Annotated in this window: 20 protein-coding genes; 8 read left to right on the forward strand and 12 right to left on the reverse strand. The window is 59.9% G+C overall.

Annotated elements, in window-relative coordinates:
* Positions 1-59: 59 nt before the first annotated feature.
* The 5 genes from ACR0KX_RS02625 to ACR0KX_RS02645 form a co-directional block, all read right to left on the reverse strand.
* Positions 60-1,850 (reverse strand): aminopeptidase P family protein, encoded by a 1,791-nt coding sequence (locus ACR0KX_RS02625; RefSeq protein ID WP_170622374.1) that lies wholly within the window; start codon positions 1,848-1,850, stop codon positions 60-62.
* Positions 1,851-1,935: 85 nt separating this feature from the next.
* On the reverse strand, positions 1,936-3,813 hold the full coding sequence (gene cobT, locus ACR0KX_RS02630; RefSeq protein ID WP_170452060.1) for a cobaltochelatase subunit CobT: 1,878 nt from the start codon (positions 3,811-3,813) through the stop codon (positions 1,936-1,938).
* 120 nt (positions 3,814-3,933) lie between these two features.
* Entirely contained in the window at positions 3,934-4,920 is a 987-nt protein-coding gene (cobS, locus tag ACR0KX_RS02635) for a cobaltochelatase subunit CobS (RefSeq protein WP_170452058.1), read from the reverse strand.
* A 150-nt stretch (positions 4,921-5,070) separates the two neighbouring features.
* Positions 5,071-5,676, reverse strand: coding sequence for a PEMT/PEM2 family methyltransferase (locus tag ACR0KX_RS02640; RefSeq protein WP_170622375.1), 606 nt, complete (start codon positions 5,674-5,676; stop codon positions 5,071-5,073).
* Between the two features lie 215 nt (positions 5,677-5,891).
* On the reverse strand, positions 5,892-6,269 hold the full coding sequence (locus ACR0KX_RS02645) for a winged helix-turn-helix transcriptional regulator (protein ID WP_170452054.1): 378 nt from the start codon (positions 6,267-6,269) through the stop codon (positions 5,892-5,894).
* Positions 6,270-6,470: 201 nt separating this feature from the next.
* Between ACR0KX_RS02645 and ACR0KX_RS02650 the strand changes: the two genes are divergently transcribed.
* Positions 6,471-7,220, forward strand: coding sequence for a nuclear transport factor 2 family protein (locus ACR0KX_RS02650; protein WP_480707808.1), 750 nt, complete (start codon positions 6,471-6,473; stop codon positions 7,218-7,220).
* A 120-nt stretch (positions 7,221-7,340) separates the two neighbouring features.
* Here ACR0KX_RS02650 and ACR0KX_RS02655 read toward each other — a convergent pair whose 3' ends face one another.
* A complete protein-coding gene (locus tag ACR0KX_RS02655) occupies positions 7,341-7,967 on the reverse strand; it encodes a J domain-containing protein (RefSeq protein WP_170452049.1) in 627 nt (208 codons plus the stop codon).
* A gap of 107 nt (positions 7,968-8,074) precedes the next feature.
* Here ACR0KX_RS02655 and ACR0KX_RS02660 point away from each other — a divergent pair, with 107 nt between their 5' ends.
* Both ACR0KX_RS02660 and ACR0KX_RS02665 read left to right on the forward strand, forming a co-directional pair.
* Positions 8,075-8,329, forward strand: a complete 255-nt coding sequence (locus tag ACR0KX_RS02660; RefSeq protein WP_170452047.1) for a BolA family protein — start codon at positions 8,075-8,077, stop codon at positions 8,327-8,329.
* A 261-nt stretch (positions 8,330-8,590) separates the two neighbouring features.
* On the forward strand, positions 8,591-9,652 hold the full coding sequence (locus ACR0KX_RS02665; RefSeq protein ID WP_170452045.1) for a glycosyltransferase family 4 protein: 1,062 nt from the start codon (positions 8,591-8,593) through the stop codon (positions 9,650-9,652).
* Between the two features lie 23 nt (positions 9,653-9,675).
* On the opposite strand, the gene ACR0KX_RS02670 is transcribed toward ACR0KX_RS02665, so the two are convergent.
* The 6 genes from ACR0KX_RS02670 to pepN form a co-directional block, all read right to left on the reverse strand.
* Positions 9,676-10,086 carry an MSCRAMM family adhesin gene (locus ACR0KX_RS02670; RefSeq protein WP_170523431.1) on the reverse strand — a complete coding sequence of 137 codons (411 nt, stop codon included), beginning with the start codon at positions 10,084-10,086 and terminating at the stop codon, positions 9,676-9,678.
* A gap of 80 nt (positions 10,087-10,166) precedes the next feature.
* A complete protein-coding gene (pepT, locus tag ACR0KX_RS02675; protein WP_170523434.1) occupies positions 10,167-11,411 on the reverse strand; it encodes a peptidase T in 1,245 nt (414 codons plus the stop codon).
* Positions 11,412-11,504: 93 nt separating this feature from the next.
* The gene (gatB, locus tag ACR0KX_RS02680) at positions 11,505-13,016 is read right to left on the reverse strand and encodes an Asp-tRNA(Asn)/Glu-tRNA(Gln) amidotransferase subunit GatB (protein ID WP_170622379.1); all 1,512 of its coding nucleotides are present in this window, start codon (positions 13,014-13,016) and stop codon (positions 11,505-11,507) included.
* 78 nt (positions 13,017-13,094) lie between these two features.
* On the reverse strand, positions 13,095-14,318 hold the full coding sequence (locus ACR0KX_RS02685; RefSeq protein ID WP_480707809.1) for a hypothetical protein: 1,224 nt from the start codon (positions 14,316-14,318) through the stop codon (positions 13,095-13,097).
* A gap of 163 nt (positions 14,319-14,481) precedes the next feature.
* A complete protein-coding gene (locus ACR0KX_RS02690) occupies positions 14,482-14,910 on the reverse strand; it encodes a hypothetical protein (protein WP_480707810.1) in 429 nt (142 codons plus the stop codon).
* Positions 14,907-17,456, reverse strand: a complete 2,550-nt coding sequence (gene pepN / locus ACR0KX_RS02695) for an aminopeptidase N (RefSeq protein ID WP_170622381.1) — start codon at positions 17,454-17,456, stop codon at positions 14,907-14,909. The genes ACR0KX_RS02690 and pepN overlap by 4 nt, the downstream gene beginning before the upstream one ends.
* A 219-nt stretch (positions 17,457-17,675) precedes the next feature.
* On the opposite strand from pepN, the gene ACR0KX_RS02700 reads away from it, so the two are divergent.
* The 5 genes from ACR0KX_RS02700 to ACR0KX_RS02720 all read left to right on the forward strand — a co-directional run bounded on the left by ACR0KX_RS02700 (position 17,676) and on the right by ACR0KX_RS02720 (position 23,008).
* Entirely contained in the window at positions 17,676-19,811 is a 2,136-nt protein-coding gene (locus tag ACR0KX_RS02700) for a malate synthase G (protein ID WP_170622382.1), read from the forward strand.
* An 82-nt stretch (positions 19,812-19,893) separates the two neighbouring features.
* On the forward strand, positions 19,894-20,319 hold the full coding sequence (locus ACR0KX_RS02705) for a heme-binding protein (RefSeq protein WP_170452025.1): 426 nt from the start codon (positions 19,894-19,896) through the stop codon (positions 20,317-20,319).
* 134 nt (positions 20,320-20,453) lie between these two features.
* Complete coding sequence (locus ACR0KX_RS02710) at positions 20,454-21,233, forward strand: gamma-glutamyl-gamma-aminobutyrate hydrolase family protein (RefSeq protein ID WP_170622383.1); 780 nt, start codon at positions 20,454-20,456, stop codon at positions 21,231-21,233.
* A gap of 576 nt (positions 21,234-21,809) precedes the next feature.
* Positions 21,810-22,127 carry a hypothetical protein gene (locus ACR0KX_RS02715; RefSeq protein ID WP_170622384.1) on the forward strand — a complete coding sequence of 106 codons (318 nt, stop codon included), beginning with the start codon at positions 21,810-21,812 and terminating at the stop codon, positions 22,125-22,127.
* Entirely contained in the window at positions 22,064-23,008 is a 945-nt protein-coding gene (locus ACR0KX_RS02720; protein ID WP_170622385.1) for an autotransporter outer membrane beta-barrel domain-containing protein, read from the forward strand. Before ACR0KX_RS02715 ends, ACR0KX_RS02720 begins: the two co-directional genes overlap by 64 nt.
* The last annotated feature ends 3 nt before the right edge of the window (positions 23,009-23,011 follow it).

Raw genomic sequence — 23,011 nt, forward strand, 5'->3', positions numbered from 1 at the left:
CGTCTTTTCCTCGCCTTTTTCGGGCCTCTCCTCTGCCCGTTCCATGTAACAGTCCGATGTCAAATCGGCGCTGTTGCGGCATCCAACCACAGTTGAGCCTCAGGGCCCAGCCTTGGCCGGATCTTTTCTGCAACGGCCTGATGATAGCTGTTCAGCCAGGCGCGTTCGGTGGAGGTAAGCATATCTACCAAGATCAGGCGCCGGTCAATCGGCACGTAAGTCAGCGTACGCCATTGCAGCATGGCGCGTTCATCATCGCCGTCAGGCAGGTTGGGGGCTTCTTCGACCACGACAAGGTTTTCGATGCGAATACCAAACGCGCCTTCGCGGTAATATCCGGGCTCGTTCGACAGGATCATGCCGGGCTCCAACGGCACGTGGCTGATCCGCGACAGGCGCTGCGGGCCTTCGTGCACGCTTAGGTAAGCGCCGACACCGTGACCGACCCCGTGATTGAAATCCTGTCCCGCCTGCCACAGCGGCACCCGGGCGATGCATTCAATGTCGCGCCCGGCCAGCCCGACCGGCCAGCGCAGCATCGACAGATTGATCATGCCCTTCAGAACGCGGGTGAAGCAGGCTTTTTCGACCTCTCCGACCTCGCCGATTCCAATGGTTCGAGTAATATCGGTGGTCCCGTCCAGATATTGCCCGCCACTGTCCAGCACCAGCAGATGGCCGTTTTCCAACCTGCTATCGGTCGCCTCGGTCACCCGGTAGTGCATGATCGCACCATGGGGGCCGGTTCCCGCGATTGTGTCGAACGAAATGTCCTGCAACGCATTGTCTTTGCGCCGGTTCTCTTCCAGCCGTGTCACGACCTGGGTTTCAGAGACGGTACCGGGGCCTTGTCCATCCAACCAGCATAAGGTTTCGATCACCGCAACCGCATCACGCAAATGCGCCTCGGCGCTGCCTGCGATTTCAGCCGGGTTTTTACAGGCTTTCGGCACGGCGCAGGGATCGCCGCCATCAACCATCTTGTCCCCCAAAGCGTCTGCAACGATCTGAGGTACCGTGTTCGGATCAACCTGAACGCGCCCCTCCAACCGACCGACAGCATCCAGAAACTCCGCAGGGTCCCGGACCGAGACCTGATCCCCCAAATGCTCGCGTACACCGTCCAGCTTTCCGGCGGCCATGAACAGATCAACCTGCCCAGCGGCGTGCAAAATCGCGAACCCGTGCGCCACAGGGTTATAGGCGATGTCCGAGCCGCGAATATTCAGCAGCCACATGATCGAATCCGGCAAGGTGATCAGCGCCGCCGCGCGCCCGGACGTATTCAAACCCTCCGCCAGTCGCGCGATCTTGCTTTCGGCGGTTTCCCCGGCAAATTCAATCGGATGGGCTGCCACAGGGTTCATTGGCGGGGCAGGCTGATCCGCCCAGATCCGGTCTACCAGATTGTCACTGCGCACCAGTTCAATACCGCTGCCCGCAAGCTCTTTCGCCACGGCCGAGACCTGACCGGCCGCGTGCAACCAGGGGTCAAACCCGACCTTGCCGCCCTGCGGCAACTGCTCTTTCAACCAGGTGCTCAGGCTGACATCCGGCCATGGGACCGGAGTGTAGACCTCGGCAACCTGCGCCTTGACTTGCGTCCGATACCGCCCATCGACAAACACACCGGCCACATCGCGCAGCGCAGCGCAGAACCCGGCCGAGCCGGTAAACCCGGTCAACCAGCCCAGCCGCTCATCCCGCGGGGCCACATATTCCCCCTGATGCGCATCCGCGCGCGGGATCAGAAACCCGTCCAGCCCCTCTTGCTCCATTTCGGCCCGCAATGCAGCCAAGCGCGGCGGCCCCTGTTCCGGACGCGCCGTAACTTCAAAAGACTGAAACATCGTTCCCTCCCTCAAACCGAAGGACGGCTTGAAACGCCGCCTCTTCTTCTTGTCTAAAATACGGCCGCCGGAGGCAAGGCCAGCCTTAGCTGGCCTTTTTCATTCCCATCACACGGGCGCGGGCGCGTGGATCGCTGTCGAACAGCGCCGCCAGTTGTTCGGTCATCGCACCGGCCAACTGCTCGACATCCGTGATCGTGACGGCCCGATCATAATACCGGGTCACGTCGTGGCCGATCCCGATAGCCAGCAATTCGACCATCTTGCGTTTTTCGACCATGGCGATCACATCGCGCAGGTGTTTTTCCAGATAATTCGCCGGGTTCACGCTGAGTGTCGAATCATCGACCGGAGCGCCATCCGAGATCACCATCAGGATCTTGCGCTGCTCGCGCCGCGCCAGCATCCGGCGATGGGCCCATTCCAGCGCCTCACCGTCGATATTTTCCTTCAGCAAACCCTCTTTCATCATCAGACCCAGGTTGGCCCGCGCGCGCCGCCAGGGCGCATCGGCCCCTTTGTAGATGATATGGCGTAGGTCATTCAGGCGCCCGGGTTGCTGCGGACGGCCATCGTTCAGCCATGCCTCGCGCGCCTGACCGCCTTTCCACGCGCGCGTGGTAAAGCCCAGAATCTCGACCTTCACATTGCAGCGCTCCAGCGTCCTTGCCAGAACATCAGCACAGACGGCGGCGATCGAGATCGGACGCCCGCGCATCGAGCCTGAATTATCCAGCAGCAGGGTCACCACGGTATCGCGGAACTCGGTGTCTTTCTCGACCTTGAAGCTCAGCGGTGTGGTCGGGTTTGCCACGACACGCGCCAGACGCCCGGCATCCAGAATGCCTTCCTCGCGGTCAAACTCCCACGACCGGTTCTGTTGCGCCTGCAAACGGCGTTGCAGCTTGTTGGCCAGACGGCTGACAGCCCCTTTCAACTGGTCCAGCTGCTGATCGAGATAGGCGCGCAGGCGTTCCAACTCGGCCGGTTCGGCCAGATCCTCGGCGGCGATCTCTTCGTCATGCGTGTTCAGGTAGACCTTGTAGTCCGGGTCAGCCTCGGACGCGGGGGGCGGGGCAGGCGGTTCCAGCGGGGCCTCGCCGTCCGGCATCTCGGCCTCATCGCCCATCTCATCTTCGGCCATCTCATCCATCGAGACCTGTGCCTGAGACTGATCTTGCTGTTCTTCCTGCGTTTGCTCGGGCGTGGCGTCGGCGTCTTGCTCGTCCTGATCATCCTGCCCGGTGCTGTCGGGATCGGGCTGTTCGTCCGCGTCGTCCTCGGCCTGATCTTCCTGCTCGTCATCCAGCTCATCCGGGTCATCGCCCAGCTGGTCGCCATAGCCCAGATCCTTGATCACCTGACGGGTGAATTTGGCAAACTCGGCCTGATCCGAGAGAATATCGTCGAGGTTTTCCAGCGTGCCGCCCGCCTGTTCCTCGATAAACCCGCGCCACAGGTTCATGACGTTTTCCGCTGCAGGCGGCAGATCGCGCCCGGTGGCCAGATGCCGGATCAGATAGCCTGCCGCCACCGACAGGGGCGCTTCGGCCGGTTGCTTGCATTGATCATACCCGCGCCGCAGCGCTTCGTGGCCAATCTTTACGTCGATGTTCGACGCCGTGCCGGGCATATCCCGCGCACCCATCGCCTCGCACCGCGCGACCTCCATCGCTTCATAAAGATCCCGCGCCATGTCGCCCGGAGGCGCATAGCGCGCATGGGTCGCGTCATCATGGTATTTGCGTTGCAACGCCAAGGCATCCGCCGTGCCGCGCGCCAGCAACACCTCTTCTCGAGTCATCCGGCGCGACACCTGAGGCAGCCGCATCGACTCACCCGACATGCCCGAGGGATCGACTGTATAGGTCACCGACAGTTCGGGATCATCGGCCATGACCTTGGTGGCCTCGGCCAGGGCCTTCTTGAACGGATCAGCAGGGTTGTCGTTCTTCTGTGCCATGTCCTAAGCCCTCATCAAAGTGACCTGCCAAACGCGGAGAAGACTAACGGATCCGCCTTCATCTGGCCAAAAATATCCCCGCCGGAGGCATTGCGCCCGAAACGGGCGCAATTCGGGTGCTTACCCCAAGCTCGCGCTCGCCGCGCTTTCCGGCAGTTCCTCATCAAAGCAACGCTGATAGAACTCGGCCACGGTCTGACGCTCCAACTCGTCGCATTTGTTCAGGAAAGACAGACGGAAGGCATAGCCGACATTACGGAAAATCTCGGCGTTCTGGGCCCAGTTGATCACGGTCCGTGGGCTCATGACGGTGGACAGATCGCCATTCATGAACGCGGTCCGGGTCAGGTCGGCGACTGTGACCATCTGGCTGACGGTCTTGCGGCCCTTCTCGGTGTTGTAATGCGGGGCCTTCGACAGAACGATCATCGTTTCGGCGTCGTGGCTCAGGTAGTTCAGGGTCGAGACCAGTGACCAGCGGTCCATCTGCGCTTGGTTGATCTGCTGCGTGCCGTGATAAAGGCCCGTGGTGTCGCCAAGACCAACAGTGTTGGCGGTGGCGAACAGGCGGAAGTTCGGGTTCGGCGTAATGATCTCGTTCTGGTCCAGCAGGGTCAGCTTGCCGTCATGCTCCAGAACACGCTGGATCACGAACATCACGTCGGCGCGGCCTGCGTCGTATTCGTCGAAAACGATGGCAACGGGGTTGCGCAGCGCCCAGGGCAGGATGCCTTCGTGAAATTCAGTCACCTGCTTGCCGTCGCGCAGCTTGATCGCGTCTTTCCCGATCAGGTCGATCCGGCTGATGTGGCTGTCCAGGTTCACACGTACGGCGGGCCAATTCAGGCGGGCGGCGACCTGTTCGATATGGGTCGATTTCCCGGTGCCGTGATAGCCCTGGATCATCACCCGGCGGTTATGGGCAAAGCCTGCCAGAATCGCCAGCGTCGTCTCCGGGTCGAACTTGTAGGTGTGATCAATGGCAGGCACACGGTCGCTGGCCTCGGCGAAGCCCTTGACCGCCATGTCGCTGTCAATGCCAAACACTTCACGGACCGAGATCTCTTCGGTTGGTTTTGCGTTGATGTCGATCGATCCGTCAGCCATGCGCCTTGTCCTTATCCTTTGACCCGTATTGCCGGGTTTGAACCCGTGTGTGGTGCAACATATTGCAGGCAAGGGCAAGGGAAAGCCGCCACTTGAAGAAGCTGACCGGATGTTTCTTTTCAACTGGCCTTATCGGTTGGTCTGAAACGATTACTGCAGGATCTCCTTACGCAATCTGATCAGGCTGCGCTCATCAACAAATCGTGGCGTTTGGCGCATGTAGTCCTGAAAGGAGCGGCCATAGCCCTGAAGCAGCCATCTTTCTTCGTTCAGAACGAACAGAAAGTAGATCAGGAACAGAATGGCGGCCAAGGCCAGGGTCAGCCACGATCCGCTGGAGATCCCCAGACCCACCGTTGCCAGCACCGAGGTAACATATTGCGGGTTGCGCGAATAGGCATACATGCCGCTTGTCACCAACCCGTCGCTTTCGCAGTAGGTATTGTCGAGCCCCAGAAAGCGGTACCCGCGCAGCGTGATGCCGAAGGAAAGCACCATGATCGGCACGCCGATGGCGTAGCGCACCCAATGGCCCCAGCCGTTCACCCAAACCTCGGACAAGGCGAACACGACGGTGGCGCCGCAAAACAGCCGAAACAGCCCGAACGCCGCGTGATGCCGCCACCCACTGGCGCTGGGCCACAATCCCAAACGCGGCAAGCGCAGGTTCAGGGCAAGATACAGGCTCAGCATCAGGGCCGAACCAAGGGCCAGCACCAATGAGACCTCTTGTACGGTGTAGATCAGGTTGTCCATATCGCAGTCCAAACTCGCTGTTCGCGCCAAATCGGATATGGGCAGAGTACACGGCCCACGGGATAGGCCGTAACAAGGGTTTGTAACAGGTTGAGGACGACGAGATGCTCTGAACGATCAGGTTCGTATTGGACGTCACGTTTGAGGGCTGTGGGGCCACCGCATGCAGGCGTCAGAGTTGCAATTTTCCAGCGCCGGTGATCGGCCAGAACCGCTCAGTCCTGATGCGCTTTTTCATATTCCAGCCGCGCAGCCTTGACCTGCTCCTGTCGCGTGCTGGACCAGAAGACCAACGGTTTCAGATGCTCCAGAAGGCTACGACCCAACGGGGTCAGTTCGTAAGACACAGCGACGGGAGGACCAGGATCAACGGTCCGTGTCAGATACCCATCGCGCTGAAGCCCCCGCAGGTTTTCGGTGAGAACCCGCTGTGTCACATCGCCGATGCAGCGCTTGATCTCTCCAAACCTTTTCGGTTCATCCTCAAGCGACAGGATGATGATCATGCGCCACTTGCCCGTAACATTCGACAGAACGGAGCGAATGGGGCAGTTCGATGCTTCGGCTTTGCTTTCAACGCCTATGGGTAGCATTTTTGCCTCGGTGCAAATTGTATACCAGCGTCGATTACCATACCGACGTTCGGCGCTTCAAGCGCCCTTGGACCAGATCAGGTATCCTAAAACATACCTTGTTTCATTTTAGTGCGTAATTGAAACGTAGTGCGATTTTGATACCAACTATTGCCGTAACGCGAATCAAAAGGACGCACGATGACACCTAAGGAACTGGTTATGGCTCTGTTTACAGCAGCCTTTGTCGAACATGACCCGCAAGCGGCCAAAGATCTGCTGGCCCCGGATTACATTCAACACAATCCCTCAATTCCAACCGGGGCCGACGCATTGCTGAGCGTTATTCCGGCAATCGAAGCCTCAGGCATGACCGTCACAACCCACCGCGTCATTGCCGAGGGGGATTATGTCGTCTTGCACAACACTTTTGAAAACGCCGATGCTTTTGGCGCCCCGACCCTTGTTGCCTTCGATGTGTTCAGGGTCGAAGACGGGCTGGTTGCTGAACACTGGGACAACTTGCAAGCCCCGCCTGAGACCTCGGCGTCGGGACGCTCAATGACAGATGGGCCGGTCGAGTTGGCCGATCATGGGAAAACGGCTGAAAACAAACAGCTTGTCGTCGGCTTCGTGCGGGATGTCCTTGCCGGAAATGCCCCCGAGAAAGTCACCGATTACATGGACCCTGCCGTTTATCGTCAGCACAATCCGAACATCGCGGATGGCTTGGATGGCCTAATGGCAGCGGTCGAGGCATTTGCGGCGCAAGGGATGGTCATCACCAAGTTCGAACCGCAGATTGTTGTTGCCGAGGGGAACTTTGTCTTCGTGGCGTCGGATGCCGTCATGGGTGGCGAGCCGTGGGCGTTTTTTGATCTTTGGCACGTCGAGAATGGCAAAATCGTCGAACACTGGGACGTCGTTTCGCCCATCCCAAACGAAATGGCCCACGACAACGGTAAATTCTGATTGTGCTTGGCAAGACCTATTGCATGGGGTGGGGGATTCCAGCCCGTGCAATTCGATCTTCAAATCAGGCGTATCTGATGATCCCACAACCCTGTTAACAAGCGAGGCTTGGGCCAGACGTCACTTGAAGTTCCGGCTATCCTTGATCTGATCCCAGGCCCAGACGACCTCTTGCAGCTGTTCCTCTTGCGAGCGGTCGCCGCCGTTCATGTCCGGGTGCAGTACCTTGATCAGCTTCTTGTAGGCCTTGCGGACCTCGGCTTTGGACCAGCTGTCATTGGCTTCCAGAATCTCGATTGCACGACGCTCGGTGGGCGGCAGGCGACGGCCTCCTCCGCCTGAGGTGCGGCCCTTGTTCTGGGTGCTGTTCGAACCCAACACCTGATGCGGGTCTTCGATGCCCAGGCGGGCCCAGGCACGGGCTTCGGGATCGCCCATGGGTTTGGTTTCACGTTCCCAAACCTTGTCTTTCGAACGCTGCGCGTTCAGCTCGGCCTCGGTCGTGCCGTCGAAGAAGTTCCATTTCTGGTTATATTCGCGCACATGCTGCTGGCAGAACCAGTAGAAATCATCCAATACATCCGGTGCTTTGGGCGCGCGGTACTTGCCGGGTTCTTCACATCCCGGGTGGTCGCAGATCCGCACCGAGGTCTCAGACGCGCCCGACATACCCCGACGCCCGCGCGGGTTCTTTTTCTTGGCGCTGGAAACGGACATATCAAATCCGAAGGGGTCTGACTTCGCCATGCTGTGATCCTCACGAACGCATCTTTTCGACTCGGAGGCAGCAGTTTAGTCTAAGCAGCCGAAAGTAGAAGAGGGGCGCGGCAAAATTTTTGCCGCTGAGCATAAAAATGAGCGTGACCGACGAAATCCGAACCCGCCTGCAAGCCGCATTCGATCCGCGCGAGCTTGAGGTTGTCGATGACAGCGAAAGCCATCGTGGGCATGCGGGGTATCAGGACGGAGGCGAGAGCCATTTCAACGTCCGCATCCGAGCCTCTGCATTCGAGGGGCAGTCCCGCGTCGCCCGCCATCGCGCGGTGCACAAGGCGTTGGGGGATATTGTGCCCCGGATCCATGCTTTGGCGCTGGATATCGACGTCTGACCCTGTTCCAAGCAAATCACAGAATCGCTTGGGCCGTTTTCCAGCGGTCGCCGTCAAAATTGCGTTTCTAATTCGCATGGGATTCCGGACTTGCAGAGCGATTGTTCAGGCTATGACTTTGGCGAGAGTTATAGAAACAGGCCAGGGACCAATTAGAGCGCCGTTTTTCGTCTTAATTTTAATTTAACAAACGATTTGTTGTATGAACATCTGGCGTGGTTTAGCGTCACGAAGCCTGCTGATTTGTTTTAGGGTGTTTTGGTGCGAGTACTATTTGTACAGGCCGGATTTGGGCCGGGTGGGGCGGAAAAAGTCATCTCAATGTTGTCGGGGCATTTCGCCCGGCGTGGGCTGAAGGTGCATGTGACGGCCTTCAGCATGCCCGAGCAGGGGCCGTACTTCGAAAATCACCCCGATGTTGAAATCAGCGCGCTGACCGGGAAGTCGGGGCAGCTCAGGCGCTTGATGCACATCCGAAAAACAGTGCGCCAATTCAAGCCAGATCTGGTGATCTCATTTCTGACCAAGGTCAACGTGCTGACCTTGCTGGCGACGCTGGACAAGCGCATTCCAGTCATCATTTGCGAGCGCAACAACCCAAAACGGCAAAATGCCCATCCCTTGTGGTTGAAGCTCAAGGCCGTGTTGGGGATGCGGGCTGCCAAAGTGGTCGCTTTGACACAGAAAGGTCTGGCGGATTTGCCACCGACACTGCGCAAGCGCGGCATTGTTATTCCGAACCCGATTACGCCCTTTGATGTCGTTGCCCCGACAAAGACCGGACCCGCGAGTCAATTGGTTTCGATCGGACGGCTGGTGCCCCAAAAGGGCTTCGATATGCTTTTGCAAGCCATGCAACGTATTCACGCGCACAGCCCCGAAACGACTCTGACAATATACGGAGAGGGGCCCGAACGCGGCGCATTGGAAACGCTGCGTCGGGATCTGGGGCTTGAGGGCGTTGTGAATTTGCCGGGCAATACGCCCGAGGTCGGTCTTTGGGCAAAAAACAGTGAGATCGTTTTGGCGACGTCCCGCTTTGAAGGGTTTCACAATGTTGTCGCCGAGGCGGCGGTCAGTGGTATCCCCATTGTGTCCTTTGATTGCGACTATGGCCCATCCGATCTTATTGATCACGGTCGAAATGGTTTTTTGGTGCCGACCGGAGATGTCGATGCGCTGGCCGCGTCTGCCTTGCAACTGATACAGGACCCGCACATGCGCACGGAAATGGCGGCCAATCACACGGACATACGCCACCGGCTGGCGCCGGACCTTGTGTTTTCGGTCTGGGATGACCTGATCGCCGAAGTCACGTCTTAGCGGTCGGGTACAGTCGGCAGGGTTTAGGCTTTGTCCGGCTCTTTTGCCGCATCATCGCTGTGTTTCAGCGTCAGGGGCGGCTCGTCTGCTTCTTCGGCGATGGGCTCGGGCGCTTGCACGGCCTCCGGCCCCGGAACAGGTTGCGCAAGCGGCACGCCTTCGGGTGTTTCGGTCGGCGACGGGGTGGGCACAACGGCCGCCGCGATCATCCGCCGGAACACCAGAACATTGCGCCAGTTCGTGGTCGATTTGGTCAGGCCCGAGCGTTCCTCGCTAGGCAGCAGTTCCGCCCGCTGGTATTCCCACCCCTCCTGCGCCATTTGGTTCAAAACCTGCTCAACCGAGGCCGCAAAGCGCCCCTCGACCGTTTTGACGCCCTTGGCCTTGGTGCCTTTTTGCGGGGCGGGGATCACCTTGTATTCGTAGCGCTGCATCAATTGTTTCCTAATGCCTGTTGCGGCCAACTTAGCACGCCAGTCCATGGGCGAAAGGGAGGTTGCGAAAATGGCGTCATTCAGCCGGTTTTCTGCGCCGCCTTGGCCACAACCGACAGGCACAGTTCGGTTGCCTGTGCCATGTCCTGTACCGAAATCCATTCCAGCGGCCCGTGAATGCACTGCATCCCGGTGAACAGGTTGGGGCAGGGGGTTCCGAACTCGGTCAGGCGGGATCCGTCCGTGCCGCCCCGGATGGGAACGGACAGCGGTTCGACGCCAAGTTCCTGACAGGCTTCGCGGGCCAGATCGACCGGCGTCATGTCCTTTTCCAGCCAATAGCGCATGTTGCGGTATTGATGGTTGATATCGCATGTGACGGTCGCACGCGGTTCGGTGGCCTGCACGGCGTCGCAGACCTGACGCACGATCTGCCGTTGCGCCTCAAGCCCCTCCATCTCGAAATCGCGCAGGATCAGCTTGATCTCCATCTCGGATGAGCCGCCATTCATATCGGTGACATGGATGAATCCATCACGTCCATCGGTGGTTTCCGGGGTCATGGTCGCCTGCGGCAAGGTCTGCACGATCTTGGCGGCGAGGTGGGCGGCATTAACCATCTTGTCCTTCGCCAGTCCGGGATGGATCGAGACGCCGGTAATTTTGATCACCGCGCGGTCGGCCGAAAAGCTTTCGTATTCGATCTCGCCCACTTCCTGACCGTCCAGCGTATAGGCGAAATCGGCCCCCAGGTCTTTGGGCAGTTGCGGGGTCACACCACGGCCGATTTCCTCGTCGGGGGTGAAGGCGATGCGGATCGGGCCGTGGGGGATGTCAGGGTTTTCGATCAGATGCCGCGCCATTGTCATCAGGATGGACACGCCCGCCTTGTCGTCGCCGCCCAGTAGGGTGGTGCCGGATGCGGTGATCAGGTCATGACCGATCTTTTCCGCCAGATAAGGATGTTCCGCAGGTGACAGCACCAGATCGGGATCATCGGGAAAGGAGATATCGCCGCCGTTGTACCCCTTGATCACACGCGGTTTGACTCCGGTGGCGTTGAACTGGGGCGCGGTGTCCACATGGGCCAGAAAGCCGATGGTCGGGCCGGGCGCGGTGCCGGGGATGGTCGCCACGACGACGCTGTCGCCGGTCAGTTCCACATCCTGCGCGCCGATTGCCGTTAGCTCATCCCGCAGCAGGTTCAGCATGTCGAACTGAATGTCGGTGCTGGGGGTGGTGGCCGAGGTCTCATCGCTTTGGCTGTCGATGGCCGCGTAGCGGACCAGACGGTCCTCGAGTTCCTGATCAAATCTGTTCTGCATGGCACCCTCCGTCATCTCTGCCGAAGAAAGGGCGCAAATGAAAACGGAGTCAAGCCGGTGGCCTGACTCCGTTCAATCCGGGTGAGCGGGGGCTTACGATCCCAGCTTTTTGCTGACCAGTTCGTTCACAGCCTTGGGGTTGGCCTTGCCGCCGGTGGCTTTCATCACCTGACCGACAAACCAGCCCGCCAGTTTCGGGTTCACCTTGGCCTTTTCGACCTGCGCCGGGTTGGCGGCGATGATCTCGTCCAAGGCGGCCTCGATGGCGCCGGTGTCCGTCACCTGCTTCATGCCGCGTTCTTCAACGATCTGCGCCGGGTCGCCGCCCTCGGTATAGACGATTTCGAACAGATCCTTGGCGATCTTGCCGGAAATGGCGTCTGACGCGATCAGGTCGATGATGCCGCCCAACTGCGCAGGCGAAACCGGCGAGTCGGTGATCTCGTGATCTTCTTTCTTCAACCGGCCGAACAGTTCGTTGATGACCCAGTTCGCTGCCAGCTTGCCGTTGCGGCCCTGTGCGACCTCTTCGAAATAGGCGGCGCTTTCGACCTCGGCGGTCAGGACAGAGGCGTCATAGTCGGTCAGGCCAAACTCGCTGATGAAGCGCGCTTTTTTGTCGTCGGGCAGTTCGGGCAGCTTGGCGGCGATGTCGTCCACCCACGCCTGTTCGATTTCCAAAGGCAGCAGGTCAGGGTCGGGGAAATAGCGGTAATCATGCGCCTCTTCCTTGGACCGCATTGAGCGTGTCTCGCCCTTGTCCGGGTCATACAGACGGGTTTCCTGATCGACCTTGCCACCCGCTTCGACGATGGCGATCTGGCGGCGGGCCTCAACCTCGATCGCCTGCTGAATGAACCGCATCGAGTTCATGTTCTTGATCTCGCAGCGCGTGCCCAGATGCGAGAAATCCTGCGTTTCCTGATACTTCTCATACGCACCCGGCAAACAGATCGAGACGTTTACGTCCGCCCGCAGGTTGCCGTTCTGCATGTTGCCGTCGCAGGTGCCCAGATAACGCATGATCTGGCGCAGCTTGGCGATATAGGCGGCGGCCTCTTCAGGGCCACGAATATCGGGGCGCGACACGATCTCCATCAGACAAACGCCGGTGCGGTTCAGGTCCACAAAGGACATATGCGGGTCCATGTCGTGGATCGATTTGCCCGCGTCCTGCTCCATATGGATACGTTCGATGCGGACCATGCGTGCGGTGCCGTCGCCCATTTCAACCAGCACTTCGCCTTCGCCCACAATAGGGTGATACAGCTGGGAAATCTGATAGCCCTGCGGCAGGTCGGGGTAGAAATAGTTCTTGCGGTCAAAGGCCGATTTCAGGTTGATATCCGCCTTCAGGCCCAGCCCGGTGCGCACGGCCTGTTCCACACAGAACTCGTTGATCACCGGCAGCATCCCCGGCATCGCCGCGTCCACAAAGGCCACGTTTGCGTTCGGCTCGGCCCCGAATTGGGTCGATGCGCCGGAAAACAGCTTGGCATTGGACGAGACCTGAGCGTGCACCTCCATCCCGATCACCAGTTCCCAATCGTGCTTGGCCCCGGCAATGGTTTTGACTTTGGGCATATCGTATGTCAGGTCGAGCATGGCGCGCCTCATATCCGCAGAAATCTAAGCCTGCGTATTAGGCCCGGCAGGGGCTAGGGGCAAGGGGGAAGGCGCGATTCAGTGCTGCGAAAACCGCAGGCCGGTCGGAGTGAAGGTCACATCCTTGCCGCTGCCCAGCTCATCCCGGAAGAAATCGCCAATCGCTCGCAAAGCATCGCGCTGTCCGCGCGCGGCGAACCGCTCGGGTGAGTTGATGCGGACCGAGTTGTTAAATCCGGCCGCCGCATGGGCCCAGATCAGCGGGTGAAGCTCGGTCAGGTGATCGCGGATCAGCCAGTTTGCAGCCTCGCGCATCTGGCTGCGCACCAGATCGGCCTGTTCGTTCAGGCCCAGCCCGTTTTGCAGCGTGATCGCGCAATAGGCGGACAGCATGTTGACCATCTGCTGATCGGGTCGCCGTTGCAGGATATCCCGCAGACCTTCCAGGAAATACTCGACATCCAACCGCGCGCAGGCCTCTTCGTCCAGCGCGATGGCGTCGAACTGAACCCAGGTATAACCACCTGCGCCCCATGTATTATGGGTACGGGCAGCGTTGCGCAGGGCCTGAATTTCCAGCTCCTCATAGCTGCCGAACCAACGGGGCAGCAGGTGACTGCCCATCGCGCGCATGTGGCGCTGGTTGTTCGGGTCCAGGGTGATCAGGCGTTCATATTCATCTGCAACCCGCGCCGTCGCCTTGCGTTGACCGGCCAGCAAGGCACATGCCGCAGCCGCGATCAGCGGGCTGTTGGGGGCGGCGGCTTTGCAATCCGGCAAGATTTGCGCCGCCCGGTCGAAATGCGCCGCACAGCGCGATCGATGCAGCGGCGGTAGGGTCGCATCCGCCGCGTTTCCGCGCCACGCCCATGCGATGTCGATATGGGCCAGCGCCACGACCAGAGCGATCATCGGGTCGTCGGGATTGTCGCGCAATTCGGATTCCAGATCTGAAATGCCACCCAGAAGGTCGTAATCCGAAATCGGTTTGCCGTCGGACAGGGCATGTTCTGCCGCCAGCACCACATCGGAACGCGCGCCAAAGGCCAAAAGATCGGCGATTGGCATCCCGTCCGGGGCCGCCTTGCACGCGTCGTCAGCGGCACGCATTTCCTTGGACAGTTCAGCCCAGCGATCCTGACGCGCCAGATGGCGGCCACGCTCAATCGTTTCGCGCCCGACCATGTCCTCGGGGCCCAATTTGGCCACGGGAATATTCAGCTGACCCTGCTCGGGCAAGGCTGCGGCCAAGGCGGACGTTGCGCTGAAATCAGACGCGGTTTGGGGTTTGGAAGCTGTCAATCGGGCAGAAAGCGCCCGTGCAAACCGGAACATGGTGGAACTCGAAAACTTAAAAACTGGTAACGTACGACTCAAAATTGGCCGGAAACTGCGGCTATTTCAAGTTAAATGCTCGTTACCTTTTATGAATTCTGCGCAATCTTGCATTGTTGCACGGATCGTTTCAGAAAACGGTAAAATGGTGGCGTTTGACGCGAAAACCGGCCTGTTCCAGCACGGTTTCGAATGCGCGATGCGGTGGAATCGACTCATCCGGCAGGCGGACCTTTTTGTCCGAGTGCAGAACCAGTGAGACGCGGACCGAGAAATCCCAGCGCGTGTCAAAGCGGATGTATTGGATTTCATCCAAGGCCATTTCGCCCTGTCTTTTGCCTGAAAACCAGCGCAGGCGATGCTGATCCAGTTGAACGCTGGCGCTGCTGTCCTGAACGACGTCCCAGATGGCGGGCAAGGTCGCAAGGGACAGCAACCCGACGATCCACCACACCGCGTCGAACAGGATGATCAGCGACAGCAATGCGGCATAGATACCGATCAGAATCAGAATCGTGCGCGGATTCCGGTTGTGCCGCGTGAACGTGTAGGTCGTCATGCGCCCAGAATGCGCGACACCATCTCGGTCGTGTCGCGTGACAGGTCTGGTGTCTCGGAAATGCGGGTCAGATGCGCGCGGATCAGGTCCTGACGGTCTGCGTCGTATCGCCTCCAGGTCTGGAAGGCCGAACACATGCGCGCGGTGGTCTGTGGATTCACCGGGTCCAGGCGAATGAGCCAATCGGCCAGCAAGCGATACCCTGCGCCATCGGCCTGATGAAACCCGGCATGGTTCATCGCCAGCCCGCCCATCACAGCGCGGAAGCGGTTGGGGTTTTTCCAATTGAAATCAGCGTGCTGTGTTAGCGTTTGGGCGGTTTTTGGCGTTGCCTCGGGCGCGGCCATCGCAATCTGCAGCCCGAACCATTTGTCGATCACCAGACGGTCATGCTGCCACTGATCATAGAACGCGGCCAGTTCGGCCTCGCCCTTGCGGGCGCGCAACAGGCAGGACAGGGCCGAGAGTTGCAGGGTCATGTTGTCCGATTTGGAATAGGCCTCCGCCGCCATCGCGCCGCCGTCCAACCGCGTGGTTAGGGCCAAAGCCGCACCTCCCAGCGCGCGCTTGCCGGATTGTTCCGCATCCGGCTTGTAGGGCGCGTCCACCAAAGCCTCGCTGTGCAGGCGGGGCAGCAGGTCTTGCAGATGCTGTGCCGTGGCCTGCCGCAGGGTCTCGGTCGCTGTCCAGATTGCCATCGGGTCGGGCGTTTCGCCCCGTTCATACAAAGCCGCCGCCAGTTCGGATTGCGTGGGCAGGCCCAGCATCAACGCGCGGTAGGCCGGGTCCAGATCGCCATCGCGTAATACCGCCAGCAAACCATCCAGGTAATCGGCATCCGGCACCGCCTCATCCGAGATCATCCGCAGCAACGTATCCTCGGCCAGCGCGCGCCCCGCCTGCCAGCGGTTGAACGGGTCGGTATCATGGGCCAGCAGAAACGCCCGTTCGGCATTCGAGTGATCTTGTTCCAAGATCACCGGGGCCGAGAAATCGCGCAGGATCGAGGGCACGGGTTTGGCCGCCAGACCGGTGAAGGTAAAACTCTGCTCGGCCTCGGTCAGTTCTAGCACCTCGGTTGCGCGGACCTCATCGCCATTGGGGCCAAGCAGGCCCACGGCGACGGGGATCACCTTCGGTTCTTTGGTGTCCTGACCCGGCGTGGGTTCGGTGCGCTGGCGCAACGTCAGGGTATAGGCGCCATCTTCCCAATGTTCGGCAACCGATACCCGAGGCGTTCCGGATTGGCTGTACCAGCGCTTGAATTGGGTCAGATCGCGGCCTGTTGTGTCCTCGAACACCTTGATCCAATCCTCGATGGTGCAGGCCTGCCCGTCATGGCGGTCGAAATACAGGCCCAGCGCCTTTGCGTAGGCTTCATCCCCGACAAGTCGTTTCAGCATGCCGATCACCTCGGCCCCCTTTTCATAGACGGTCGCGGTGTAGAAGTTGTTGATTTCCTGAAAGCTTTCTGGTCTCACCGGATGCGACAGTGGCCCGTTATCCTCGGGGAATTGCCGTGCACGCAGATCGATGGCGTCATGGATGCGCTTTACCGGGGCCGAACGCATGTCGGACGTGAACTGTGCATCGCGGAAGACGGTCAGCCCCTCTTTCAGACACAGCTGGAACCAGTCGCGGCAGGTGATGCGGTTGCCGGTCCAGTTGTGGAAATACTCATGCGCGATGATCGCCTCGATCCGTTCGAAATTCACATCGGTCGAGGTTTCCGGGCTGGCCAGAACGGCCGAGGAGTTGAAGATGTTCAGTCCCTTGTTCTCCATCGCACCCATGTTGAAATCGTCCACGGCGACGATGTTGAACACATCCAGATCGTATTCGCGGCCATAGACGTCTTCGTCCCATTTCATCGACTTTTTCAGGGCTTCCATGCCAAAGGCGCATTTGCCCTCGTCTCCGGGGCGGACCCAGAGGTTCAGGTCCACGTCGCGGCCCGACATGGTGGTGAAGCGGTCGGAATGCGCGATCAGGTCACCTGCGACCAGCGCGAACAGGTATGCGGGCTTGGGCCATGGGTCGGTCCATTCGGCCCAACCTTCGCCCTTGCCGGACGGGTTGCCGTTGGACAGCAGTACGGGCAGGTCGCCATTGATGCGCACAGTGAATGTGGACATCACATCGGGCCGGTCGGGGTAATAGGTGATCTTGCGAAACCCTTCGGCCTCACATTGGGTGCAGTACATGCCGTTCGACATATACAGCCCTTCCAGCGCGGTGTTGTTGCCCGGGTCGATTTCGACCTCGGCCTCCCAGATGAACGGCGCATCCGGGGCGGCGGCGGTCAGGCCCTTGTCGGTGAGTTCGGGCGTGACATCGACACCGTCAATGGCGGCGCGGATCAGGGTCAGGTCTTCGCCATGCAGGAAAAACGTGCGGTCTGTGGCCTCGCGGTTTGGCCGGAATGCAATGCGCGAGGTGACGCGGGTTGCGTGATCAGCCAGATCAAAGGTCAGATGCACATTATCCACCAGATAGCCGAAGGGCGCGTAGTCTTTCAGGTAGATTGTGGGGGCGGCGTCGCGCATCGGGGGCCTCGCATCGGTTCGTGTCTGGCGCGACGTTAGGGGCTGCGCCGCCGGGCTGCAAGCAGGGTGGCGTCGGCCATCCAGGCCTCGGGTTTTGGTTTGATCTGGTGTGTGTGGCGGGTTTGGGGGATGAATTTCCCAACAAGAGTTGCCTATCGGAAACATCCGTCCTAATTGAGGACGGCATACAGTGGCGTACAAAAGCGGGAGAAATGGTAGATGAGCAGCAGAGAAACCCGGAGCGGCCTGCAGATCTCCGCAGAGTTGACAGGTTTTATCGAGGGTCAGGCGCTGCCGGGTACGGGTGTGTCGCCGGAAACATTCTGGTCCGGCCTGTCCCGAATGGTCGAAGAGTTGGGGCCGAAGAACAAGGCGCTGCTGGCCAAACGCAACGAGATTCAGGGCCGCATCGACGGCTGGCATCTGGCGAATATCGGTCAGGATCATGACGCCGCCGCCTATCAGGCCTTCCTGCGCGAGATCGGCTATCTGGTTGAAGACGGCGCGGCGTTTCAGATCGAAACCACCAATGTCGACCCCGAGATCGCGCTGACCCCCGGCCCGCAGCTGGTGGTGCCGATCACCAACGCCCGCTTTGCGCTGAACGCCGCCAATGCGCGCTGGGGCAGCCTGTATGATGCGCTGTACGGCACCGACGCGATGGGTGATCTGCCCGAAGGTGGCGGGTACGATACCGAACGCGGCGCCCGCGTGATCGCCTGGGCCAAGTCGTTTCTGGATGATGCCGTGCCACTGGCCGAGGGGTCGTGGGCAGATGTTACCGGCCTGCACGTCGCGGGCGGTGCGCTGGTGCCCTCTCTGGCCAACCCGGCGGGCTTTGTGGGCTTTGGTGGCGCCGCGGACGCGCCCGAATTTGTGCTGCTGAAAAACAACGGCCTGCACATTCAGATCATGATCGACCCAACAAGCAATATCGGCGCGACGGACCCTGCCGGGATCGCGGATATGCGTCTGGAATCTGCGCTGTCCACGATCATGGACTGCGAGGACTCGGTCGCCTGTGTCGATGCCGCGGACAAGGTGGTGGCCTATAGCAACTGGCTGGGTCTGATGAAGGGCGACCTGACGGAAGAGGTCACAAAGGGCGGCAAGACCTTTACCCGCAAACTGGCGGACGACTTGGGTTACACCACCGCTGGGGGAGAGCAGGCAACGCTGAAGGGCCGCTCGCTGATGCTGGTGCGCAATGTGGGCCACCTGATGACCAACCCCGCCGTACTGGACGGTGAAGGGAACGAGATCGGTGAAGGGCTGATGGATGCGCTTTGTACCACTCTGATCGCGATGCATGACCTCAAGCGCGAGGGCGGCAACTCGGTCGCCGGGTCGGTCTATGTGGTCAAACCCAAGATGCATGGCCCGGAAGAGGTGGCCTTCTCGGTCGAGATTTTCGACATGGTCGAAGACATTCTGGGCCTGCCGCGCAATACCGTGAAGCTGGGCATCATGGATGAGGAACGCCGCACGTCGGTGAACCTTGGCGAGTGTATTCGGGCTGCGAAATCGCGGGTGGCCTTCATCAATACCGGGTTCCTTGATCGGACGGGGGATGAGATCCACACCTCGATGGAGGCCGGCCCGATGCTGCCGAAAGGCGACATCAAGAACACGCCGTGGATTGCGTCCTATGAGGATCGCAATGTCGATATCGGCCTGGCCTGCGGCCTGAAAGGCAAGGCACAGATCGGTAAGGGCATGTGGGCGATGCCGGACCGGATGGGCGACATGCTGGAGGCCAAGATCGGACATCCGCAATCCGGGGCCACCTGCGCCTGGGTGCCGTCACCAACTGCCGCAACCCTGCACGCGACGCATTATCATAAAGTCAGTGTTCTGGACCGTCAGGACGAATTGGCCGCTGGTGGACCCCGTGGCACGCTGGAGAATCTGCTGACCATCCCGCTGCTGGGTGGGCGCAACCTGAGCGCGGATGAGATCACCCGCGAGATCGAGAACAACGCGCAGGGCATTCTGGGCTATGTGGTACGCTGGGTCGATCAGGGTGTGGGCTGTTCGAAAGTGCCGGATATCAACGATATCGGCCTGATGGAGGACCGCGCGACCTGTCGGATTTCGTCTCAGGCCCTGGCCAACTGGTTGCACCACGACGTGGTAAGCGAAGAAAAGGTCATGGCGGCGATGCGGAAGATGGCAGCCGTGGTGGATCGCCAAAACGCGGATGATGCGGCCTATGTTCCCATGGCACCCGGCTTCGACGGTATTGCTTTCCAGGCCGCCTGCGATCTGGTTTTCAAGGGCCGCATTCAGCCTTCGGGCTATACCGAGCCGGTTCTGCATGCGCGGCGGTTGGAATTCAAAGCCAGCCGGGGCTAGGCGGCAATGGCGGGAACGAGGGGGCTGTCTGCCCCCTCGCACTCCCCCGAAGATATTTTTGGCCAGATGAAAGGGATCAGGTATGGGCATTTCCTTGCGCAAGGCGCGCACCATCATTCGTAAGGCTCTGGAAAAGGGGCATGAGATGGAGCTGAAGCCTCTGTCCGTTGTGGTTCTGGACGCGGGCGGTCATGTCATTGCGTTTGAGCGCGAGGATGGCGCGGCCCCCGGTCGGTTCGCGATTGCGCAGGGCAAGGCCTATGGTTCTGTCATGCTGGGCATGGCGGGGACGGCGCAGATGCAACGGGCCGAGGCGCAGGCCTATTTCATGGCCTCGGTGAACGGCGCCTATGGTGGTCAGGTCATTCCTGTGCCGGGCGGCATTCTGTTGCGGGACAAGAAGGGCGCTGTGATTGGCGCGGTTGGCGTGACCGGCGATACCTCGGACAACGACGCCGTGGCGGGCATGGCTGGGATCGAGGCCGCCGGGTTGACCGGAGAGATCTGACCAGCCGGTCGAATAGTTACGCTTGTGCGCAGTTGAACATTGCGTTGCGCTGTCATGCAGGGCGTGTTCTGTTGCACGTTCCCAAGTCTGCCGTTAGCGTCCATTCCAATCAGTGCAACAGCAAGGACATTGGAATGGCGCGGCCCGTCGTAGGCATCATTGGCAACTCTTACCTGATGAATGATCAATACCCGACCCATGCGGGCGGGACGATGAATTCGGATGCGGTGGCCAATGTCTCGGACTGTTTGCCACTGCTGATCCCGGCGGATCCGCGGTTTGTCTCGGTCGATGAGCTGCTTGAGACCTGCGACGGGTTTCTGCTGACCGGTGGTCGCCCCAATGTGCACCCCGAGGAATATGGCGAGCCTGCAACCGATGCCCATGGCGATTTCGACCGGGCGCGGGATGCGATCACCTTGCCGCTGGTGCGCGCCTGTGTGGAGCGTGGTCAGCCTTTCTTGGGCATTTGCCGCGGGTTTCAGGAGGTCAACGTGGCCATGGGCGGTACGCTGTACCCCGAGATCCGGGACTTGCCGGGCCGGATGAACCACCGGATGCCGCCGGACGGTACGCTGGAGGAGAAATTCGCCTTGCGCCATGTGGTGACGCTGACCGAAGGTGGCGTTTTCCACGACCTGTTTGGTGCTTCCGAGGTGATGACCAATACGTTGCACGGGCAGGGGGTCAAGACCGTCGGCCAGCGGGTTGTGATCGATGGTCACGCGCCGGATGGCACGCCAGAGGCGATGTATATCAAGGATGCGCCGGGCTTTACGCTGTCGGTACAGTGGCATCCGGAATGGGATGCGGTCAACGACCCGGTATCCCGCCCATTGTTCGAAGCCTTTGGGGCGGCTGTGCATTTGTGGAGTTGCGGCCGCAAAACAGGTGCCTTTCAGAAATCGGCCTGATACGTATCGGGCGTTTGCACATCCGCCACATTCTCAAATTTAGATTTTATTGTAGTCAATTTGGCTTGTCTGGCCGTGTTTGCGTTTGAGAGGCTTGAGCCATCGTGCTTTGCCTTGGGCCTTTTGCCCGAAACGCAACTTTGGGGCCTGATATGCGACGACCTTTAAAGCGGATGCGGCGGTACTCTGGTCTTTTTATGGCCGCGTGTTTTGCGACTTTTGGTATTGCCGCTGATGTAGCGGCGCAGCAATGCGGTTCTTTGGGTGAGTTACTTTATATCGGTCGCACCCCGAACTCGGCGTCATCCGTTTGGCTATCAGCGACCGGGCAAGGGAATTTCCGTCTTGAAGCCGCACAGCGCAACACAACGGTCGATACATGGAGCAGGTCACGCAATGGCGTTCATCTGAGTTTTTCACCTTTTGTGTCGAACGGAAACGGCGGCGTGCATCGGCTGTTCGAGGTAGGCGGAGCCCCAAACGGTCGCGATTGTTTGATCGACACCCAAAACCAACAAAGAAATTGGAGCTTGCCCGGTGGTGGCGGTAGCTCTGGTGGCAGCAACGGCGGGTCCGGTGGAGGGAACGGTAGCGGCGGTTCCGGTGGCAGCAGTGGTGGAACCGGTGGCGGCAGTGGAGGCTTCGGTGGCGGAAGCAGCGGTGGCGGCTTCGGTGGCGGAAGCAGCGGTGGCGGCTTTGGCGGCGGAAGCGGCGGCTTTGGCGGCGGCAGTAGCAGCGGCGGCACCGGCAGCAGCGGCGGAACGGGTGGTTTCGCGGGGAGTTCTGGCGGGTCTGGCGGGTTTCCCGGAGGTGGGTCGACAGCGGTCGTTGTGCCGCGTACACAGCCCGGCTCGTCTGGTGGTGGAACCGGCGTTGCCCGAGCGGAATGTGTAAACGCGGCGACAGGCAAGCTGGATCCCGCGCTATGTGACCCTCAAGTTGTTCCTATTGTTGCCGGGCCGCCATTGACGGAAGGCCGGGATCTTGCGCCGCCATCGCCATGGAACGTCTGGACGGATTTCTCCTATACGGAAATTGAGGATACGCGCGGCGCCAATGAGGTTGATGTCAATGACAGGTATTTCGCTGCTGGTATCGATCGGCTGGTACGAGAAGATCTGGTGATTGGCTTTCAGGTCGAGATGGAAAGTATTGATGTCGAAGGTTTTGAGGGTCAGTTCACTCAGGACACCCAAGGATTCGCGGCCGGTCCCTATTTCGCCTGGCGCATGTCAGACCGATGGGTTCTCAATGGCGTGGCAACGTTCGGCGAGTTTTCAACAGATGTCGGTGTGCTTGAGCTGAGCGGCGACTTTGACCGCACGCGCTGGCGCGCCAATTTGGAAGCTATTGGCCAATACGAGGCCGGGCGGTACCTGATCAGACCGTCTATCGCCTTTGACTACTACAATTACAGCGCCGAAGAGTACGACCTGACCGGCACGGTTCTGGGCCAGCCTACCAACATAATCGGCGAGGTTGCCAAAGTCAGATACAGTGCCCTAACGCCGGAGTTGGAGGTGAGCAGGCCGTTTGTCACGTCGCGGTCCGTTGTATCTCCGTTTGCGTCGCTCAGCGCAACCTACTGGTTCGAGCGGGACGAAATTGGGGTCAGCTCAACATCGCAGTCAGATGTGACATGGGCTACGCGTATCGGTGTACGGGGAAGAGCCAGCGAGGCTGTTTTCCTGGAAGCGACACTGGGGTATCTGGGTCTGTTCGAGGATGATTTGGATGCGACCGAGGCATCCATCTTCCTGTCGGTCAATTTCTGACTG

The sequence above is a fragment of the Ruegeria sp. BG5 genome (genome assembly GCF_056538425.1).

Excerpts from the sequence above, each read along its gene's own strand:
- ACR0KX_RS02625 (WP_170622374.1), bottom strand. The coding sequence starts at position 1,850 with ATGTTTCAGTCTTTTGAAGTTACGGCGCGTCCGGAACAGGGGCCGCCG.
- cobT (WP_170452060.1), bottom strand. The coding sequence starts at position 3,813 with ATGGCACAGAAGAACGACAACCCTGCTGATCCGTTCAAGAAGGCCCTG.
- cobS (WP_170452058.1), bottom strand. The coding sequence starts at position 4,920 with ATGGCTGACGGATCGATCGACATCAACGCAAAACCAACCGAAGAGATC.
- ACR0KX_RS02640 (WP_170622375.1), bottom strand. The coding sequence starts at position 5,676 with ATGGACAACCTGATCTACACCGTACAAGAGGTCTCATTGGTGCTGGCC.
- ACR0KX_RS02645 (WP_170452054.1), bottom strand. The coding sequence starts at position 6,269 with ATGCTACCCATAGGCGTTGAAAGCAAAGCCGAAGCATCGAACTGCCCC.
- ACR0KX_RS02650 (WP_480707808.1), top strand. The coding sequence starts at position 6,471 with ATGGCTCTGTTTACAGCAGCCTTTGTCGAACATGACCCGCAAGCGGCC.
- ACR0KX_RS02655 (WP_170452049.1), bottom strand. The coding sequence starts at position 7,967 with ATGGCGAAGTCAGACCCCTTCGGATTTGATATGTCCGTTTCCAGCGCC.
- ACR0KX_RS02660 (WP_170452047.1), top strand. The coding sequence starts at position 8,075 with ATGAGCGTGACCGACGAAATCCGAACCCGCCTGCAAGCCGCATTCGAT.
- ACR0KX_RS02670 (WP_170523431.1), bottom strand. The coding sequence starts at position 10,086 with ATGCAGCGCTACGAATACAAGGTGATCCCCGCCCCGCAAAAAGGCACC.
- pepT (WP_170523434.1), bottom strand. The coding sequence starts at position 11,411 with ATGCAGAACAGATTTGATCAGGAACTCGAGGACCGTCTGGTCCGCTAC.
- gatB (WP_170622379.1), bottom strand. The coding sequence starts at position 13,016 with ATGCTCGACCTGACATACGATATGCCCAAAGTCAAAACCATTGCCGGG.
- ACR0KX_RS02690 (WP_480707810.1), bottom strand. The coding sequence starts at position 14,910 with ATGACGACCTACACGTTCACGCGGCACAACCGGAATCCGCGCACGATT.
- pepN (WP_170622381.1), bottom strand. The coding sequence starts at position 17,456 with ATGCGCGACGCCGCCCCCACAATCTACCTGAAAGACTACGCGCCCTTC.
- ACR0KX_RS02700 (WP_170622382.1), top strand. The coding sequence starts at position 17,676 with ATGAGCAGCAGAGAAACCCGGAGCGGCCTGCAGATCTCCGCAGAGTTG.
- ACR0KX_RS02705 (WP_170452025.1), top strand. The coding sequence starts at position 19,894 with ATGGGCATTTCCTTGCGCAAGGCGCGCACCATCATTCGTAAGGCTCTG.
- ACR0KX_RS02710 (WP_170622383.1), top strand. The coding sequence starts at position 20,454 with ATGGCGCGGCCCGTCGTAGGCATCATTGGCAACTCTTACCTGATGAAT.